The organism is Ruegeria lacuscaerulensis, from assembly GCF_013031245.1.
Taxonomy (GTDB): domain Bacteria; phylum Pseudomonadota; class Alphaproteobacteria; order Rhodobacterales; family Rhodobacteraceae; genus Ruegeria; species Ruegeria lacuscaerulensis_C.
Genome location: NZ_WPZL01000032.1, coordinates 22760 through 39656, shown reverse-complemented (window position 1 = coordinate 39656; position 16897 = coordinate 22760). Strand labels below are relative to the sequence as shown.

At 54.2% G+C, this 16897-nt stretch carries 13 protein-coding genes and 1 tRNA gene; 9 read left to right on the top strand and 5 right to left on the bottom strand.

All coding sequences use genetic code 11. The features are described 5' to 3' along the window. Positions 1 to 705, bottom strand: a 705-nt coding sequence (locus GOX66_RS21850; RefSeq protein ID WP_237212721.1) for an IS6 family transposase, incomplete at its 3' end; no start/stop codon positions are given. Between the two features lie 520 nt (positions 706 to 1225). Here GOX66_RS21850 and GOX66_RS21845 point away from each other — a divergent pair. Continuing rightward, positions 1226 to 2653: a tyrosine-type recombinase/integrase gene (locus tag GOX66_RS21845; RefSeq protein WP_170765453.1), complete on the top strand. Its 1428-nt coding sequence runs from the start codon at positions 1226 to 1228 to the stop codon at positions 2651 to 2653. A gap of 522 nt (positions 2654 to 3175) precedes the next feature. Beyond that, the gene (locus GOX66_RS21840; RefSeq protein WP_170765452.1) at positions 3176 to 3385 is read left to right on the top strand and encodes a hypothetical protein; all 210 of its coding nucleotides are present in this window, start codon (positions 3176 to 3178) and stop codon (positions 3383 to 3385) included. Between the two features lie 193 nt (positions 3386 to 3578). Here the strand turns inward: GOX66_RS21840 and GOX66_RS21835 are convergent, their stop codons facing one another. Next, positions 3579 to 4094 carry a hypothetical protein gene (locus GOX66_RS21835; protein ID WP_170765451.1) on the bottom strand — a complete coding sequence of 172 codons (516 nt, stop codon included), beginning with the start codon at positions 4092 to 4094 and terminating at the stop codon, positions 3579 to 3581. Between the two features lie 221 nt (positions 4095 to 4315). Here GOX66_RS21835 and GOX66_RS21830 point away from each other — a divergent pair, with 221 nt between their 5' ends. From GOX66_RS21830 to GOX66_RS21820, 3 genes are all read left to right on the top strand, one after another. After that, positions 4316 to 5209: a lipid A-modifier LpxR family protein gene (locus GOX66_RS21830; protein ID WP_170765450.1), complete on the top strand. Its 894-nt coding sequence runs from the start codon at positions 4316 to 4318 to the stop codon at positions 5207 to 5209. A 98-nt stretch (positions 5210 to 5307) separates the two neighbouring features. Next, positions 5308 to 5760 carry a DUF2799 domain-containing protein gene (locus GOX66_RS21825; protein ID WP_170765449.1) on the top strand — a complete coding sequence of 151 codons (453 nt, stop codon included), beginning with the start codon at positions 5308 to 5310 and terminating at the stop codon, positions 5758 to 5760. A gap of 181 nt (positions 5761 to 5941) precedes the next feature. Continuing rightward, positions 5942 to 6334: a thermonuclease family protein gene (locus GOX66_RS21820; RefSeq protein ID WP_170765448.1), complete on the top strand. Its 393-nt coding sequence runs from the start codon at positions 5942 to 5944 to the stop codon at positions 6332 to 6334. 821 nt (positions 6335 to 7155) lie between these two features. Here the strand turns inward: GOX66_RS21820 and GOX66_RS26385 are convergent. Both GOX66_RS26385 and GOX66_RS21815 read right to left on the bottom strand, forming a co-directional pair. Then, a complete protein-coding gene (locus GOX66_RS26385; protein ID WP_419555581.1) occupies positions 7156 to 7293 on the bottom strand; it encodes a hypothetical protein in 138 nt (45 codons plus the stop codon). A gap of 848 nt (positions 7294 to 8141) precedes the next feature. Beyond that, positions 8142 to 8228, bottom strand: a tRNA-Leu gene (locus tag GOX66_RS21815). Between the two features lie 199 nt (positions 8229 to 8427). Here GOX66_RS21815 and GOX66_RS21810 point away from each other — a divergent pair. Then, on the top strand, positions 8428 to 9411 hold the full coding sequence (locus GOX66_RS21810) for a complex I NDUFA9 subunit family protein (protein WP_170765447.1): 984 nt from the start codon (positions 8428 to 8430) through the stop codon (positions 9409 to 9411). A gap of 1 nt (position 9412) precedes the next feature. Here the strand turns inward: GOX66_RS21810 and GOX66_RS21805 are convergent, their stop codons facing one another. Next, the gene (locus GOX66_RS21805; protein ID WP_170765446.1) at positions 9413 to 10216 is read right to left on the bottom strand and encodes an undecaprenyl-diphosphate phosphatase; all 804 of its coding nucleotides are present in this window, start codon (positions 10214 to 10216) and stop codon (positions 9413 to 9415) included. 230 nt (positions 10217 to 10446) lie between these two features. Between GOX66_RS21805 and GOX66_RS21800 the strand changes: the two genes are divergently transcribed. Genes GOX66_RS21800 through gltB form a run of 3 tightly spaced genes read left to right on the top strand, consistent with a single transcriptional unit; the run spans position 10447 to position 16877 of the window. Continuing rightward, a complete protein-coding gene (locus GOX66_RS21800) occupies positions 10447 to 11880 on the top strand; it encodes an FAD-dependent oxidoreductase (RefSeq protein WP_170765444.1) in 1434 nt (477 codons plus the stop codon). Between the two features lie 30 nt (positions 11881 to 11910). Next, positions 11911 to 12348, top strand: coding sequence for a GFA family protein (locus GOX66_RS21795; protein ID WP_170765442.1), 438 nt, complete (start codon positions 11911 to 11913; stop codon positions 12346 to 12348). Continuing rightward, positions 12345 to 16877, top strand: a complete 4533-nt coding sequence (gene gltB, locus GOX66_RS21790) for a glutamate synthase large subunit (RefSeq protein WP_170765440.1) — start codon at positions 12345 to 12347, stop codon at positions 16875 to 16877. The genes GOX66_RS21795 and gltB overlap by 4 nt, the downstream gene beginning before the upstream one ends. Positions 16878 to 16897: the final 20 nt, after the last annotated feature.

Sequence of the window (16897 nt, the reverse complement as noted above, 5' to 3'; positions counted from 1 at the left end):
TGGTTCCTCCGTTTTCTTAACCATAACGGCGGACCACTTCAGAGGGGGAGGATCAATATCTCTGCTGGTTAGCGATCTTTCCTGATTGAAGTGGTTGTAGATGGAGGAATGGACGGAGGCGAATTTCTGTAAACTTCGCATGCGCCTGAAACGTTGCATGGCGCGTTCGCGTCTTCGAAACGGCAGGTGCGAATTCTCAACGCGGTTATTCAGCCACCTGCCCGTTTGCTGTTTTTCGAGAGCACCAAGCTCTCTGAAAGCGGCTCTGTATGAGGCGAAGCGATCCGTGACGACGTTTTCTGCTTTACCGTGTCGCTTCATCAATTTCTTGAGGAATTTCAGTGCCGCCTGCTTGTTTCGGCGTTTGGTGACAACGACTTCCAGCGCCTCGCCCTCGTGATCAACAGCCCGCCAAAGATAATGCCGCTTGCCATTCACCTTCACGAAAACCTCGTCCACGTGCCACTTCCATTTAGAGAATGCGCGTAGCTGCTGAACACGCTTCCGTCTGAACTCAGCAGCAAACATCGGGCCAAACCTGTTCCACCAATATCGGACGGTTTCGTGGCTCACGTCGATGCCTCGCTCGTGTAACAGATCTTCCACGTTTCGAAGCGACAATGGGAACCGAACGTACAGCATTACAGCCAAACGAATGACCTCTGAACTGGTCTTGAAGTACTTGAATGGCGATTGTTTAATCATGCGCGAAGGCTACGAGAGCACCCTGCCCGCCTCAACCCAAGTTCTTCTGACAAGACTATCAGAACTACTCTTAGCAGCGTTCCTAAGTGAGTGTTTGGGCGGAATTGTGGCCGCCATGCGGTCAAATGCTACGACTTTTGAACCGCATGCGAACCGCTAAGGTTTCTGCGGCGAAAAATGCTAAGCCATTTATTGTGAACCATTCATTAACCACAATGAGGCATCACATATGCATGCTACAAGTTTGGAAAATTGAAGTGCTGACAGCGTCTGAAGCCAAAGATAACGTCTGCGGTTGGGTCTTGGCACATACCGCAGATGAAGCCCGTGACGTCGCGGGGGTGCAAAACGTCAAAGTCATTCGGAAACCGGATCATCTATGGGTTGCCCGCGAGAGATTGGTTTGGGAAAGGTCGGCATAGTGGTGCCCATGTATATTGATCCATTTTGTGTTTCTTCGAAACTAGATTGAGACCAACACTGATTTAAGCTTCCGTCACCTTTGTCGAGGAGCTACTTCATGAATAAAGTACCACACGCCCCTTCGTTATCGAGCGTTGAGAACATCAAGAGCTTACGCGCACGCGACAGTCCTTACTGGAACATTATAGAGTATTGTCGCCATATCGGCGTGTTGAAATTGCCGTCCGGTAGATGTCACTGGGTGGCTCGCATTCGCAGGGTCGACGGGAAATATAGCCAAACAAAGATTGGAAAAGTCGCTCCGATACACGAACTCGGCTTAGACTTTACGCAGGCATTGGCCGTTGCGAAGGGCTGGTTTAATCAACCACACATTCTCGCCATTGCCTCGCAGCCCTACCCCATCGGTGCGAACTGCAAGCTAAATTACAAGAAAACAAATGACAGCTTCACAGTTGGGGATGCAATGCACGGGTTTGTTGAATGGAAGCGTATCGCCGCCGCCAAAACCTATTTTGAAACAACGCTTTCTCTAATAAACCACCACATAATCCCTAGGCTGGGTGACGTACCTGTTACGGAGCTCAACCAATCAGTCTTTACACAATTCTGCATCGATGTTTTGGAAACTACTCCAAAAAGGGGAAAGGGGGCTCAAGTTGAAAAAGTCCGCATTGAAACCCTGGACTTCGAGCAGCTTAGAAAACGCAAAAAGACGCTCAACACAGTCATCGGGTTGCTCAGAACCGCGATTGAGATGTCTTGGGAAAACGGAGACGTTGAGAGTCAACGCTCCTGGCGAAGGCTTCGCCGAGTACCTCATGCCGACACACCACGACAGTTCTTCTTAACAAGAGCGCAAGCAAAACGTTTGATTGCTTCTTGTCGACCTGACCTTGCTGCACTGGTGCAGGCGGCGTTGTATTCTGGCTGTCGAGTGTCAGAACTCGCGAACCTAAAAGCCCGAGATGTCGGGGGTCATGTTTTTGGAATATATGTTGCTCCTTTGAAGAGTTGCCGGGGGCGCTACGTGATCCTTCCAGACGAGGGCATGTCTTTCTTTTTGGATCAAATCGACGGATTGGACGATGAGGACCGGGTGTTCAGAATGTCATCAGGGAAACCTTGGACCGGATGCCACAAGCATCTATTCAAGGACGCCGTCAGGCGAGCCGAGTTGCCTGATGGTTTTGTTTTTCATGGTCTACGTCACACCTATGCAAGTCAGTTGGTGCAAGCCGGAACGCCCCTTGCAATTGTCGCCAAACAATTGGGGCATACCAATACTGATACTGTCAGCAGAACGTATGGGCACTTGTGTAGTGAATCCATCGAATCCGAGATTTCAAACAGGTTTGCTCCGCTACGAACGTCGCGCAGTGACGCGCGCCTCGAGTCGCTCAGGGGCTCTCTTCAAGACAAGGCGGAACCTTCTTGGTCCTGGCCTTCTAAGAACCGAAGCAAAGCCACTGGAGAGCTAGTTGAGTTGTTGAAAAGGAAGGAGGACGAGTTGCGACTGCGTTAAGTCCTAATTCGGTCGTTCCTGAGGTGGAATTAAGACTATTTCGATAACCAGACAATCTCAGGTAAGTTGGCAGGCTCGGGGTCGTCCACAGGACACCTGTTAGTTCTGGCACGGTATTGAATCAAAATTGGAAACAAAATTTATGTACGACGTCGCAGAACTGAGGAACCTAGCACATATTGTACCTTAGAGCTCACTGACGCATAGCGCCATTGCCGAGGTTAGAACAGTTTACCTTTTCTTAATGGAATCGCTGCAATTTGGGCGAAATTGTGTGGACGGGAGTAAAGGTATGGATAGAAGGTTCTTGGAATGCGCCACTGACACTGAGCTAAGGCTCGAAGCCGAGGGCTTGTTTCTGACAGCACAGGCTATTCGGCAAGTAATTAACGCGTATGTTTTGGATCACACAAAATACAAAACAAATTTATTCGACGCTAAAAAACTTGAAGCCGAAACAGATTTAACCCCGCGTTAACCAATCCTCCTCGACAGTGCTGAAAACAAAAAGCGAGGGGTTTCATGAGCACCAATCACTGGTTCGTCGAGGCAATAACGGAATTGGTAGCCAACGCAAAAGCAGAAGGTTCAAAAAATACGCTATGCGGCTTGCAAACGGCTTTCGAAGTTTTTTTGGAAGAGACTGCAATCACCGAAGTGGATAAGGACAGAGTTAGAAAAATGATACGTGAAAACACGGAGCAGACAAAGGAACTTTGCTACCGACAATAGAGTGATTGGAGCGCAAAAATTCAGAATGCCCAAGTGGGAAACTCTGAAGCGAAGCACCCCAATAAAGAACTCTTGCACCGCCGAGACGAACATGAGGCTCCGACCGCACCGACACAGGGCGTTGGAGTTTCATTCGATAGTGTTGGGAGGCCCTATGCTGGTTCAAGTAACATTGGCTTAGGGTAACACGGCATTAAGCTATTCTATCCACAGCGACATGCAGTGTATTGCAAGAAACAAGCCCGCTAACACAACCGTCAATCAGGATTTCGTATACTTGCTCCATGATTTCTGCGACGACAGCGACGATACCAACGCACCTTCGGGTGAGAAGTCGGTGTTGCTTCGCTAATTGTGGACAAGAAAAGACGGCAATCAGGTGGTTTATTACGTCGGTTCTGTGTGAATCACCCAAGACGAGAAACGGGTCTTCATGGTCCATGCAAATCGCAACTTCTTCCGTTACACAAGTTGAAATTGCAACCAAGTCGTTCAAATCGCATGGCTTAGAAAGTAGCTCAATCATAACGCCCATCGCAACAACGTCGAAGAAATTCGGCGCTGGCACAATTCGGCCGAAACCGAAGGTCAACTGAGTCCCGAAATACGGCTGTTGGATCTTCCAAGCATTTTCGACTTGAGCAGTGGGTTTGGCTAACGCGGCAGCCGCATCCTGGATAGCAAAAGGGGTCGTAGTCGTGCAAAACAATTCTCGATCCTAGCTTTGATTAGTTTTACAACTTTCATAGAAGAGTCATAATGGCTAATTAACATTCAGTACTAATTGAAAATTAATTTTTCAGGTTGCCAAACTTAACAAGGATTATTGGCATTTCTCAGGAGATTGGCTGCGTTAGGCCGACGTTAACGCCTCAACACTAGAGATTCGGAAGGTGCGTCCCGGTTCTTAAAAGTAGTGAGGTGGAAATGATGAGAGCCCTGATTTCTGCATTAGGTGCAATTTTAACCGTTTCCACGGCTTCCGCAGATACGACAAAGTCGAGTTTCTTTACCAATGATTTTTTTGGAGATGGGCAAGACCGGTGGCGTTCAGCCAGTTATACACTTTTCTTCGGTTTTGAAGGTGAAAAAACTGGCGGCGTCGCACATGACTTCCGGGCTCGCGCCGAAATCATTTCCCCATGGGGTGCAAAAAGCCAACCGACAGATGATGACCGGCCCTACGTTGGATTGCTCGGATTCGGGGTTTTTGCAAACGATAGCTACGGAGAATGGCAATACAACGCTGGTGCTGAAGTCCTCTTTACAGGCGAACAGACGCACATAGCTGATTTTCAGCAAGGTTTTCACGACTTAACCGGAATTGCGGGCTACTTGCCAAATGATATGCCTCATGAGCATGTTGGCGATAGCGTGACTGGTATGGTTTCTGCCGAAATTGCAAGAGGATACGTGCTGAGCGACAGTTTTTATTTCCGGCCATTTGTCGGGGTTCAGGCTGGTTATGAAACTTTCGGGCGGGTTGGCGTTGATCTTCTCATAGATGGTTATGCCAATGCTCAACGCTACGTTCGTGACCCAATTTCAGGGTTCTTACAGCCTTCTTCACCGGAACGGGCGTCTAAGATGAACGATATGTCGTTTCTATTGGGTGCCGACTACACCTACGTCACACACAGCGACTTTTTCCCGGATTGGTCAGATGTTGAAATGACAAAATCGCGCTTCAGGGCGAGGGCCGGAGTTCAGGTCCGAATCCGAAAAGTCTCAACATTTTTTGGCCTTACCTATCTCAGTAAAGAATTCGAGTCGCAGGTCGAAAGCCAAACGATTGGTGTTCTGTCCCTCGAATTCCCGTTTTGAAATTGGAACTTAGAAAAATGTTAATCCGCGATTCTTATTCTCTTTCTGACACCGCGCAATTGATGGGTGCGACACTCTTAAACGACGGGACGAGATCAATGATTGAACAAGCGAAGAACTGCGAACACACAATGCTATTCGGAAAACAATGGATGAAATCCCTCCTGTATTGCGGTTGTACGGTGTTGGCCGTCTGCGTCGGGGGCACAGCATCAGCCAGCGATAAGTCCAGTGGCATTTTTTCAAGATTTTTTTCACCGGAAATTTGTATAGGGAAGATAGATTGGTTCGAGGTTGGGTTGTCTGACGGCAGGCTGGGAATAGAGCCGGGCTATTTCAGCGTCTACGAGCAGCTCTGTAAGCGCTGGTCGAAAAGACCGGACAAGAAGGCGTACTTTAAAGCCTACCATGAGGGTATACGGTCGTATTGCACGCCTGAAAATATTTATCAGCTAGCTCGTACCGGCGCAGTCGCAATCAGCGCGTGTGAGGATTCCTACGTCCTTCGCAAGGCCGTTCAAGATGGCTTTGCAAATCTTCTAAAGCAATAAACGAGTTACGAGAACGCGGTGTCATGTACTAACTGAAGCACGCGGCTCTAACTAAAAATTTACCAATTTGCAGAATAGTCAAATCAACAGAAGACTTTCCTCGGACTAGCCCGGCCCACGAGGTCGGGTTTTTTTTGCGTTTTGGGGTGAAGATTTAACCCGGAATCCCCATATTGTCGGCATGACACGTGCTTTGATTGTTTTGGTTCTTTTTGCCACTTCCGCCGCCGCTGGTTCCCTTCATGTGCGAGACACAGATACCATCGTTGTTGACGGTACACCTATCAGGCTGAACGGCGTAGATGCCCCCGAACTCAACACCGGATCCGGGCAGGCCGCAAAGCGCTGGATGGTCAACTACCTTCGCGGCAAGTCTATTTCCTGCGACTTGAACGGCGAACGCACCCATGACCGCTTGGTAGGGGTCTGCTTTGCCGATGGGGAGGACGTAGGGGCCACTGTAATCGCGGCAGGACACGCCCTGGACTGTCACAGGTACTCGGGTGGCCGGTACAGGCATTTGGAGACCCCAGCGGCTAAATCACGGCTCAAACGGGCTAAGTACAGCAGGTAGTATTGCAGACGCTGCGAACGGCTGGGCTAACGTTCCGCGCTGCAGCTACCGAACAGTGGACTCTTTTGCAAACTTTGGCTGTTGACGCACTTGGGTTTAGAGCATGAATGGTTTTCGATCCAAACTAGTCGAATGTTGCTTCGGCTACGTCGAGTTCAGAACCGGCATCTGGGAAGCTTCGCCTGACGAAAACGCCCGAACGTCTGCTTTTGAGCCGCTGACAGTCTCACCGAACGCCTGCGGCGAATGTCTGCTTCCCGCCCTTAAACGGTAAATACTGCGCTCATTTCCAAAGTCGCCTATGGGCTCAGTGCCGACATTCGAGAGTTCACAATTAGGAGCCAATGGCGGCGTTGCGGACTTTGCCGTCATTGGATTTTCAACCTTCGCTGACGCAGCATTTGTTCGCGTCTGCGGCATGATTAGTGTTGACGCGCGGAGCAAGTCGTCATTCCGGTCATTCTATGATTCTCCAGTTGTGTAAACTACCAGTGTGGCAACAATGAAAATAGCCAAAAACACTAAGGGCGTGATTGCCCAATGAATAAAGCCGATTCTCGCAAGCTTTATGTGCGCTTCCCTAAGTGGGTCGTCCTTTTTTCTTCGGTATGCCGAAAATAGATTGTACGTGTTAAGATTTATCTTTTGTCCGCTTTCTCTGAGATTTTTAAACTCGTCTCTTCGAGAAATTCTCCAGAACGAAAAAAATACCATAGGTAAGACCATGGCAGCAGAAAAGTTAACTATGAAATGATAAGCGCTTCCCATTTTCTTCTCACTTCTTGATAACCGATTTCATAAAATCTGCCTTGGTCATAAGCCTATCCTGACCAGCAACATTGGCCCCATAAAGTGAATATTTTGAAGTCAAAATTGCCTTCCATGTAACCACCCGCTTCTTCAGTGGTCACGAAGGCCCAGCTGACCCAGGCGAACGGTCCATTGTTGTTCCGATACAGCCGAAACTGATTAAATGAATTGCGGGAAGAACCATCGCCATGAACTTTGTAGAAGCATGTTCAACCAAGTCAAAATTGCAATCTAAACTATTGCCGCAATCAGTGCTTGAAACGCTCTAGTGTGTCAACACCATTGCAATTAAACCAGCCCTTACGAACAGGTCGAAAGGGTTGGCTTCGATCAATGATGTCGTTCTGCGAAAGCTAAGTTTGTCCGCGACTTGATCCTTGAGCGTTTCGTTCCCGCTGCGGTTCGCATGAACGGCCGGTTTTCCTGCTGCGCAGCGGCGTAGCAATTTACGCTATTGCAGCAATTTCGGCGCTAAAATCAGTGAAAAAGACGGTAAAATCCCACGTTCTAATCACTCCGCTGTGGTCCTTTTGCCTTTTTGCCCCTGGTTTCCAAAATGTTTGAATTGCGGATGCATAAGGAAAGCTGAACCGCCGGTATACAGGTTTGAGGCCCTAAAGATTGAACCACCCCCACCCCCCTTTAGGTTTGATCTCTGTGAGAATGAAGCGGGGCGGCGGGTCTAAGCTAAAGGGGGCCTTGAAGATTAACCGGCCCCTCCCGCCATTTTTTTTGGGAGAGAGAAAGGAAAAGTTGGGCCGTCGGTTCCCACCCAGAACAATTTTCGGGGCACTGGGACCATTGGAACGGGCCGCGCAACCTTAACAAAACTTAACATATCCGTTGCAGTTTGAGGGGTAATGCTTCTGATTCCGGGATCTGGCGTAATACCAACAAATACCTACCGACCCACCAGTAAAAAAACGGGGGATAAATCAGGGGATGCAGAAAGACGTCACGAGTAACGTAATTCTTTTCAGTATGTTGGGGAAAAATTTGGTGCCCAGGAGAGGACTCGAACCTCCACGTCCATACGGACACTAGCACCTGAAGCTAGCGCGTCTACCAATTCCGCCACCTGGGCAGGTGTCGTGGAGGGGCGTTTAAGCCTACTGGCGGGGGGCGTCAACTAGATTCGAGAAGTTTATTGAAAGTTTTTTGGCCTCGACTGGAAAGTTCTTTGATCCCTCGGAATCTTTCCCAACTGCGCGGCGTTATTGCGCCTTGTTTGCCGGGGCTTTGGGCGGTAGATCGGATCAGGACCCATCAGCAGGAGCCCTCTCATGTCCAAAATGGTCACGATTTATGGCGGATCGGGATTTGTCGGTCGGTATGTCGCACGGCGCATGGCGAACGAAGGGTGGCGCGTGCGGGTCGCGGTGCGGCGCCCGAACGAGGCGATGTTCGTCAAGCCGTATGGCGTTGTCGGTCAGGTCGAGCCCATCCTGTGTAATATTCGCGATGATGCCTCGGTTGCTGCGGCCATGCACGGGGCAGACGCGGTTGTGAATTGCGTGGGTGTTCTGAACGAACTGGGCAAGAATGAGTTCGATACGGTGCAGGCCGAAGGGGCGGGACGGATTGCCCGTCTTGCCGCCAAACAGGGGATTGCTCGGATGGTACACATCTCGGCGATCAGTGCGGATGCCAATTCCGACAGTGAATATTCCCGCACAAAGGCGCATGGCGAAGCTGGCGTTTTGGCCCATATGCCGAATGCGGTGATCCTGCGGCCGTCCATCATTTTCGGAACCGAGGACCAGTTCTTTAACCGCTTTGCCGGCATGACCCGGATGGGGCCATTCCTGCCTTTGGTGGGCGCAGAGACCAGATTCCAGCCGGTTTATGTGGATGACGTTGCCAAGGCCGCCGTTCAGGGCGTTCTGGGTCAGGCAGAGGCCGGTGTGTATGAGCTGGGCGGGCCAGAGGTGAAGACTTTTCGTGCGCTGATGCAACAGATGCTTGAGGTGATCCATCGCCGCCGTATCATCCTCGGGATGCCCTTCTTCGCGGCCCGGATCATGGCGGGCGTGCTGGATATCGTGAAGTTCGTCAGCTTTCAGCTGTTCCCGAACCACATTCTGACCCGCGACCAGCTGAAGAACCTGCGCCGCGACAATGTGGTGACCGAAGGGGCCAGGGGTTTTGCCGAATTGGGGATCGAGCCCGCAACGCTGGAATCGGTGCTGCCGGACTACCTGTGGAAGTTCCGCCCTGCAGGGCAGTATGACGACATTCAGAACTCCGCCAGCAATCTGCGGATGTGATCTAGCTGTAAGCGATGACCAGCAGGATGGCGCCTAGAATCACGCGATAAATGACATAGGGTGTGAAGCTGACACTGCGCAGCAGGCGCATCATCAGTGTCAAGGCGAGCAGGGCTGAGACAAAGGCAAAACAGGCAGCGATCGCGCCGTCTTTGGCCAGCTGGGCGTCCGCCTCACGGATCACATTTGTGGACAGCAGAACGCCAGAGGCTAAGATCGTTGGAATTGACATCAGCATCGCGATCCGCGCGCCATCTTCCCGGCTATACCCTAGTTGCCGTGCGCCTGTGATGGTGATGCCGGACCGAGAGGTTCCCGGAATCAGCGCCAGAACCTGCCACAACCCCATGATGAACGCGTCGCGCAGACCCCAATCGTCGGCGGACTTGGTTTGCGGGCCTTTCTGGTCCATCCAGTACAGCACCAAACCAAAACCCAGCATCGTCCAGCCAATCACCGCCATTGATCGCAAGGAGTCGCTAAGACCGGTCTTGAACAAAATGGCTCCGACGATGACAGTTGGTATGGTGGCGATGATCAGTCCCATCGCTAGGCGCGCCTGCGGGGTGTCGACACGACCGGTCAAAGCGCGGGGCAGACCAGCGATGGCTTGTTTTACGTCCGACCAGAAATACAGAATCACCGCGCCTAAGGTGCCGACGTGCACCGCGACGTCGATGGCCAGGCCCTGATCGTCCATTCCGGTCAGGCTGGGCAGAAGGATCAGATGGCCTGACGAAGAGATCGGCAAAAATTCGGTGATACCCTGAATAATCGCCGCGAGAATCAACTGAAAAAAACTCATCTGCCCTGCCGTGCTGCCGTCACGTGTTAATTGCGCTCAATGGGTATAAGTGTGGTATCGAAAAGGAAAGTGCGCAAATAGGTCCGATACGGAACTAAAAACATGTAAATTTTCTGAACAGTTGGCGGTTTGGACTGAATTTTTTCAAAATAGGTCAGGATATGTGACTTTTCATCTGGCTGTGCATCCCTTAAAGAAGCTCGACCAAGCCAATTCATGGAGTCTGACCCGTGGCCAAGCAACCGATGCTGAAATTTGTGCAGATCGACCGCGTCATGCCGGAAAAGCGTGCCGCCAATGACCGCAAGGAAGACTTTGAAGAAATCTACGCCGAGTTTGCGGCCGAAAAAGCTGCCGAACAGGCCAGCCGCTGTAGCCAATGTGGCGTTCCCTACTGTCAATCGCACTGCCCGCTGCACAACAACATTCCAGACTGGCTGCGTCTGACAGCGACGGGCCGTCTGGAAGAGGCCTATCAGACCAGTCAGGCCACAAACACCTTCCCGGAAATATGCGGCCGCATCTGCCCGCAGGATCGTCTGTGTGAAGGTAACTGTGTTATCGAACAATCCGGCCACGGCACTGTCACGATCGGCACAATCGAGAAATACATCACCGACACCGCTTGGGACAAAGGTTGGGTCAAACCCGCCGAACCGGGTGCCGAGCGCAGCGAGAGTGTTGGTATCATCGGGGGTGGCCCCGGTGGGCTGGCCGCCGCGGACATGCTGCGCCGCGCGGGAATTCAGGTGACGGTCTACGATCGTTACGACCGCGCGGGTGGCCTGCTGATGTATGGTATTCCGGGCTTCAAGCTGGAAAAGGATATCGTGCAGCGCCGCAATGAACTGCTGGCCGATGGCGGTGTCGAGTTTGTTCTGAACTGCGACGTGGATGCCGCAAAGTTCGAAGAAATTCGGGCCAGGCATGATGCGGTGATCATCGCGACCGGCGTCTACAAGTCCCGCGATCTGTCCATGCCGGGCAGTGGTCTGAACGGCATCGAAAAAGCCATCGACTTCCTGACCGCCTCGAACCGCAAGAGCTTTGGTGACGAAGTTGAGGACTTCGACAATGGTCGCCTGAACGCCGACGGTAAGAAGGTTGTTGTCATCGGCGGCGGTGACACCGCGATGGACTGCGTGCGCACCTCAATCCGTCAGGGCGCAACCTCGGTCAAATGTCTGTACCGTCGTGACCGCGCCAACATGCCGGGTTCGCAGCGCGAAACACAAAACGCTGAGGAAGAAGGCGTGGTGTTTGAATGGCTCAGCGCGCCCAAAGGTTTTACCGGTGACGACAAGGTCTCGGGCGTGATGGTGCAGAAGATGCGCCTGGGTCAGCCTGACGCCTCGGGTCGACAGGCCCCTGAGGTCATTGAGGGTGCGGATTACGTGGAAGAGGCTGATCTGGTCATCAAGGCATTGGGGTTCGAGCCCGAAGACCTGCCAACTCTGTTTGGCCAACCCGACCTGCCCGTGACCCGCTGGGGCACCGTCAAGGCGGCGTTCGAGACCGGTGAGACCGAGATGGACGGCGTTTATGCCATCGGTGACATCGTGCGCGGTGCGTCCCTGGTGGTCTGGGCGATCCGTGACGGGCGCGACTGTGCCGACGCAATCATCGACCGGTTCAACAGCAAGGCTGCCGTCGCAGCCGAGTAACCCAACAGCCCAGCGACAGGAGGGGTAGCAATGCCCGAATTGCAAGGCCAATGCATGTGCGGCGCGGTCACGGTGACCGCCACGCCTGCGCGTGATGCGCTGGGCGCCTGTCATTGCGACCAATGCCGCCGTTGGACCAGCAGCGCCTATGTCAGTTTTCCGGCCGAGGAAGGATACGCGGCACTGGGACCTGTGCGGACCTTTACCTCGTCCGACTGGGCCGAGCGCGCCTTTTGCTCCGAGTGCGGCTCGGCGCTGTGGTATCGCATCACGCTGCCGGGTGAGATGCACGGCCAGACACAAATGGCCGCTGGCCTGTTTGAAAATGCCGGCGGCGGCACGCTGAAACTTGAACTCTATATCGACAAAAAGCCCGAGGGTTACGTGTTCGAAGGTGAACGCAGGCAGATGACCAAAGCCGAGGTCGAATCCATGTACGCCCAACCGGAAGAAGGAGACAGCCAATGACCAAATACGATGCCGATTGGGTGAAGGCCGAAGAAGCCAAACGCCAGTGGATGGCGGAAAACGGTCTCTATTCCGAGGAAGAAGAGCATTCTTCCTGCGGTGTGGGTCTTGTTGTCTCGGTCGATGGCAAAGCGTCGCGCAAGGTTGTCGACGCCGGTATCGACGCGCTGAAGGCGATCTGGCACCGCGGCGCGGTGGATGCCGACGGTAAGACCGGTGACGGCGCGGGTATCCATGTGCAGATCCCGGTTCCTTTCTTTTACGACCAGATCCGCAGGACCGGGCACGAGCCCAACCTGGATGAGCTGATCGCGGTTGGTCAGGTCTTTCTGCCCCGCACCGATTTCGGCGCGCAGGAGCAATGCCGGACCATCGTTGAAACCGAGGTTCTGCGGATGGGCTATTACATCTATGGCTGGCGCCACGTGCCTGTTGATGTGACCTGCCTGGGTGAAAAGGCCAACGCGACCCGGCCTGAGATCGAGCAGATTCTGATCTCAAACTCGAAAGGCGTGGACGAAGAAACGTTTGAGCGTGAGCTGTACGTCATCCGCCGACGCATCGAAAAGGCTGCGATGGCGGCCGGTATTTCCGGCCTGTATCTGGCTTCGCTATCCTGCCGTTCGATCATCTACAAGGGCATGATGCTGGCCGAGCAGGTGGCGGTGTTCTACCCCGACCTGATGGACGAACGGTTCGAGTCCGCGTTTGCCATCTACCATCAGCGCTATTCGACCAACACCTTCCCGCAATGGTGGCTGGCCCAGCCGTTCCGTATGTTGGCTCATAACGGTGAGATCAACACGCTGAAAGGCAACATCAACTGGATGAAGAGCCATGAAATTCGCATGGCCAGCGGCACCTTTGGTGACCATGCCGAGGATATCAAGCCGATTATCGCCAGCGGATCGTCGGATTCGGCAGCATTAGACTCGGTTTTCGAGGTTCTGGTGCGGGCAGGCCGCTCGGCCCCGATGGCGAAAACCATGCTAGTGCCGGAAAGCTGGTCCAAGCAGGCGGTGGAACTGCCGCAGGCTTGGCGCGATATGTATTCCTACTGCAACTCAGTGATGGAACCGTGGGATGGTCCCGCTGCTCTGGCGATGACCGATGGCCGTTGGGTCTGTGCAGGTCTCGATCGCAACGGGTTGCGCCCGATGCGGTATGTGGTGACGGGCGACGGTCTGGTAATCGCGGGCTCTGAGGCCGGCATGGTGCCGATCGATGAGGCCAGCGTGACCGAAAAGGGCGCACTGGGTCCTGGACAAATGCTGGCCGTCGACATGAAGAAGGGTAAGCTCTACCGCGACAAGCAGATCAAGAACAAGCTGGCGCGCGCGCTGCCGTTTGGCGAGTGGGTCGGTAAGATCAATGATCTGGACACAACGCTGGGAAGTATAAGCGAACGGACGCTGTTCTCTGGTGAAGAATTGCGCAAGCGCCAGATTGCCGCCGGATACTCGGTCGAAGAATTGGAACAGATCCTTGCGCCTATGGCCGAGGATGGCAAAGAAGCCTTGGCCTCGATGGGGGATGACACACCCTCGGCCGTGCTGTCGAAACAGTATCGCCCGCTCAGCCATTTCTTCCGTCAAAATTTCAGCCAGGTGACCAACCCGCCCATCGACAGCCTGCGCGAGTACCGCGTGATGTCGCTGAAAACCAGGTTTGGTAACCTCAAGAACGTGCTGGACGAAGACAGCAGCCAGACCGAAATCATTGTTCTGGAAAGCCCCTTCGTCGGCAACGCACAGTGGGAGATTCTGGTCGAGAACTTCAACGCCACGCTGGTCGAGATCGATTGTAGTTTTGACCCGGGCGCGGGCAATCTGGACGTCGCTCTGGCCCGTATTCGGGCCGAGGCCGAAGAAGCCGTGCGCTCGGGCGCGGGGCATCTGGTGCTGACCGATCAGTATTCGGGGCCGGACAAGGTGGCAATGCCGATGATTCTGGCCACCAGCGCGGTGCACAGTCATCTGACCCGTCAGGGTCTGCGGACGTTCTGTTCGCTCAACGTGCGTTCGGCGGAATGTATCGATCCGCACTACTTCGCTGTGCTGATCGGCTGTGGCGCGACCGTTGTAAACGCCTATCTGGCCGAGGATTCGCTGGCCGACCGCATCGAACGCGGTCTTTTGGATGGCACGCTGACCGAGAATGTAGCCCGTTATCGCGAGGCTATTGATCAGGGCCTTCTCAAGATCATGGCCAAAATGGGAATTTCGGTGATCTCGTCCTATCGCGGCGGTCTGAACTTTGAGGCCGTCGGCCTCAGCCGCGCCATGGTAGCTGAATATTTCCCGGGCATGACCAGCCGTATCTCGGGTATCGGCATACACGGTATTCGGGTCAAAGCCGAAGAAATCCACGCTAAGGGCTGGACTTCGGGTCTGGACGTGCTGCCCATCGGTGGCTTCTACAAGGCGCGCAAGTCCGGTGAGACCCACGCGTGGGAAGCGACCTCGATGCATATGATGCAAATGGCCTGTAACCGCGCCTCATATGAGCTGTGGAAACAGTATTCGGCCAAGATGCAGTCGAGCCCGCCGATCCATCTGCGTGACCTGATGGATTTCAAATCCGTGGGCAAGCCGATCCCGATTGAAGAGGTCGAATCGATCACATCGATCCGCAAGCGCTTTGTTACGCCGGGCATGTCGCTGGGCGCGCTGAGCCCTGAGGCGCACAAGACGCTGAACGTGGCGATGAACCGGATCGGTGCCAAGTCGGACTCGGGTGAGGGTGGTGAAGACCCGGCCCATTTTGTGCCGGAACCCAATGGTGATAACCCGTCGGCCAAGATCAAACAGGTCGCCTCCGGCCGGTTCGGTGTGACCGCCGAATACCTGAACGAATGTGAGGAGCTCGAGATCAAGGTCGCGCAGGGTGCGAAGCCCGGTGAAGGCGGTCAGCTTCCGGGTATGAAGGTCACCGACCTGATCGCGCGTCTGCGCCATTCCACCAAAGGCGTCACCCTGATCTCGCCGCCGCCGCACCACGACATCTACTCGATCGAGGATCTGGCGCAACTGATCTATGACCTGAAACAGATCAACCCGCGCTGCAAGGTGACGGTGAAACTGGTGGCGTCCTCGGGCGTTGGTACGATTGCTGCCGGCGTGGCCAAAGCCAAGGCGGATGTGATCCTGATCTCGGGCCACAATGGCGGCACCGGTGCTTCGCCCGCGACCAGCATCAAATATGCGGGTCTGCCGTGGGAAATGGGCCTGACCGAGGCGCATCAGGTTCTCGCGATGAACAATCTGCGGGATCGCGTGACCCTGCGGACCGACGGTGGCCTACGCACGGGTCGCGATATCGTCATGGCCGCGATGATGGGGGCCGAGGAATACGGCATCGGCACCGCCGCCCTGATCGCGATGGGCTGTATCATGGTGCGTCAGTGCCAGTCGAACACCTGCCCGGTCGGTGTTTGTACGCAGGATGAGAGCCTGCGCGCCAAATTTACCGGCAACGCGGACAAGGTGGTGAACCTGATCACTTTCTACGCGCAGGAAGTGCGCGAGGTTTTGGCCAGCATCGGGGCCCGCTCGGTGGATGAGATCATCGGCCGCGCGGACCTGCTGGCGCAGGTCAGCCGTGGCTCGGCGCATCTGGACGATCTGGACCTCAACCCGCTGCTAATCACCGTCGATGGCGCACATGACATCGTATACAACCGCGATAGAGAGCGTAATGCCGTGCCGGATACGCTGGATGCCGAAATCGTCCGCGATGCGGCCCGGTTCCTGAAGGATGGCGAGAAAATGCAGCTGTCCTACGCGATCCAGAACACGCACCGGACCGTTGGTACCCGCGTTTCCAGCCATATCGTGCAGAATTTCGGAATGCGGAACACGTTCCAGTCCGACCACCTGCATGTGAAGCTGCAAGGTTCCGCCGGTCAGTCGCTGGGCGCCTTTGCCGCGCCGGGTCTGAAACTGGAAGTGTCCGGTGACGCCAACGACTATGTCGGCAAGGGTCTGTCGGGCGGCATGATCGTCGTGCGCCCGCCGCAGATCAGCCCTCTGAAGGCGGATGACAACACCATCATCGGCAACACCGTCCTGTACGGTGCCACCGATGGCTACCTGTTCGCCGCTGGGCGCGCCGGTGAGCGGTTCGCGGTACGGAACTCGGGCGCCAAGGTGGTGATCGAAGGATGTGGCTCGAACGGGTGTGAATACATGACCGGCGGTGTTGCGGTGATCCTGGGCGATATCGGTGCGAATTTTGGCGCGGGGATGACGGGCGGAATGGCCTATCTGTACGATCCCGAAGGTAAGGCGCAGCAGCTGATGAACATGGAAACGCTGGTGACCTGCCCGGTGACCGTCGACCATTGGGAAGAGCAGCTGAAATCGATGATCGAAACCCATCAGGCGGAAACCTTCAGCCGCAAGGCCGCAGACATACTGCAACATTGGGATGTTGAGAAATCCAATTTCCTGCAAGTCTGCCCGAAAGAGATGCTGAACAAGCTCAGCCATCCTCTGACCGCCGAAGCGACGGCTGTTCCAGCGGAATAAGCCGGGCAACAGGCCCTGAT

Bases quoted from the DNA above. Each gene is read 5' to 3' on its own strand.
- GOX66_RS21840 (WP_170765452.1), top strand. From the start codon at position 3,176: ATGAGCACCAATCACTGGTTCGTCGAGGCAATAACGGAATTGGTAGCC.
- GOX66_RS21830 (WP_170765450.1), top strand. From the start codon at position 4,316: ATGAGAGCCCTGATTTCTGCATTAGGTGCAATTTTAACCGTTTCCACG.
- GOX66_RS21825 (WP_170765449.1), top strand. From the start codon at position 5,308: ATGATTGAACAAGCGAAGAACTGCGAACACACAATGCTATTCGGAAAA.
- GOX66_RS21810 (WP_170765447.1), top strand. From the start codon at position 8,428: ATGTCCAAAATGGTCACGATTTATGGCGGATCGGGATTTGTCGGTCGG.
- gltB (WP_170765440.1), top strand. From the start codon at position 12,345: ATGACCAAATACGATGCCGATTGGGTGAAGGCCGAAGAAGCCAAACGC.
- GOX66_RS21795 (WP_170765442.1), top strand. From the start codon at position 11,911: ATGCCCGAATTGCAAGGCCAATGCATGTGCGGCGCGGTCACGGTGACC.
- GOX66_RS21820 (WP_170765448.1), top strand. From the start codon at position 5,942: ATGACACGTGCTTTGATTGTTTTGGTTCTTTTTGCCACTTCCGCCGCC.
- GOX66_RS21845 (WP_170765453.1), top strand. From the start codon at position 1,226: ATGAATAAAGTACCACACGCCCCTTCGTTATCGAGCGTTGAGAACATC.
- GOX66_RS21805 (WP_170765446.1), bottom strand. From the start codon at position 10,216: ATGAGTTTTTTTCAGTTGATTCTCGCGGCGATTATTCAGGGTATCACC.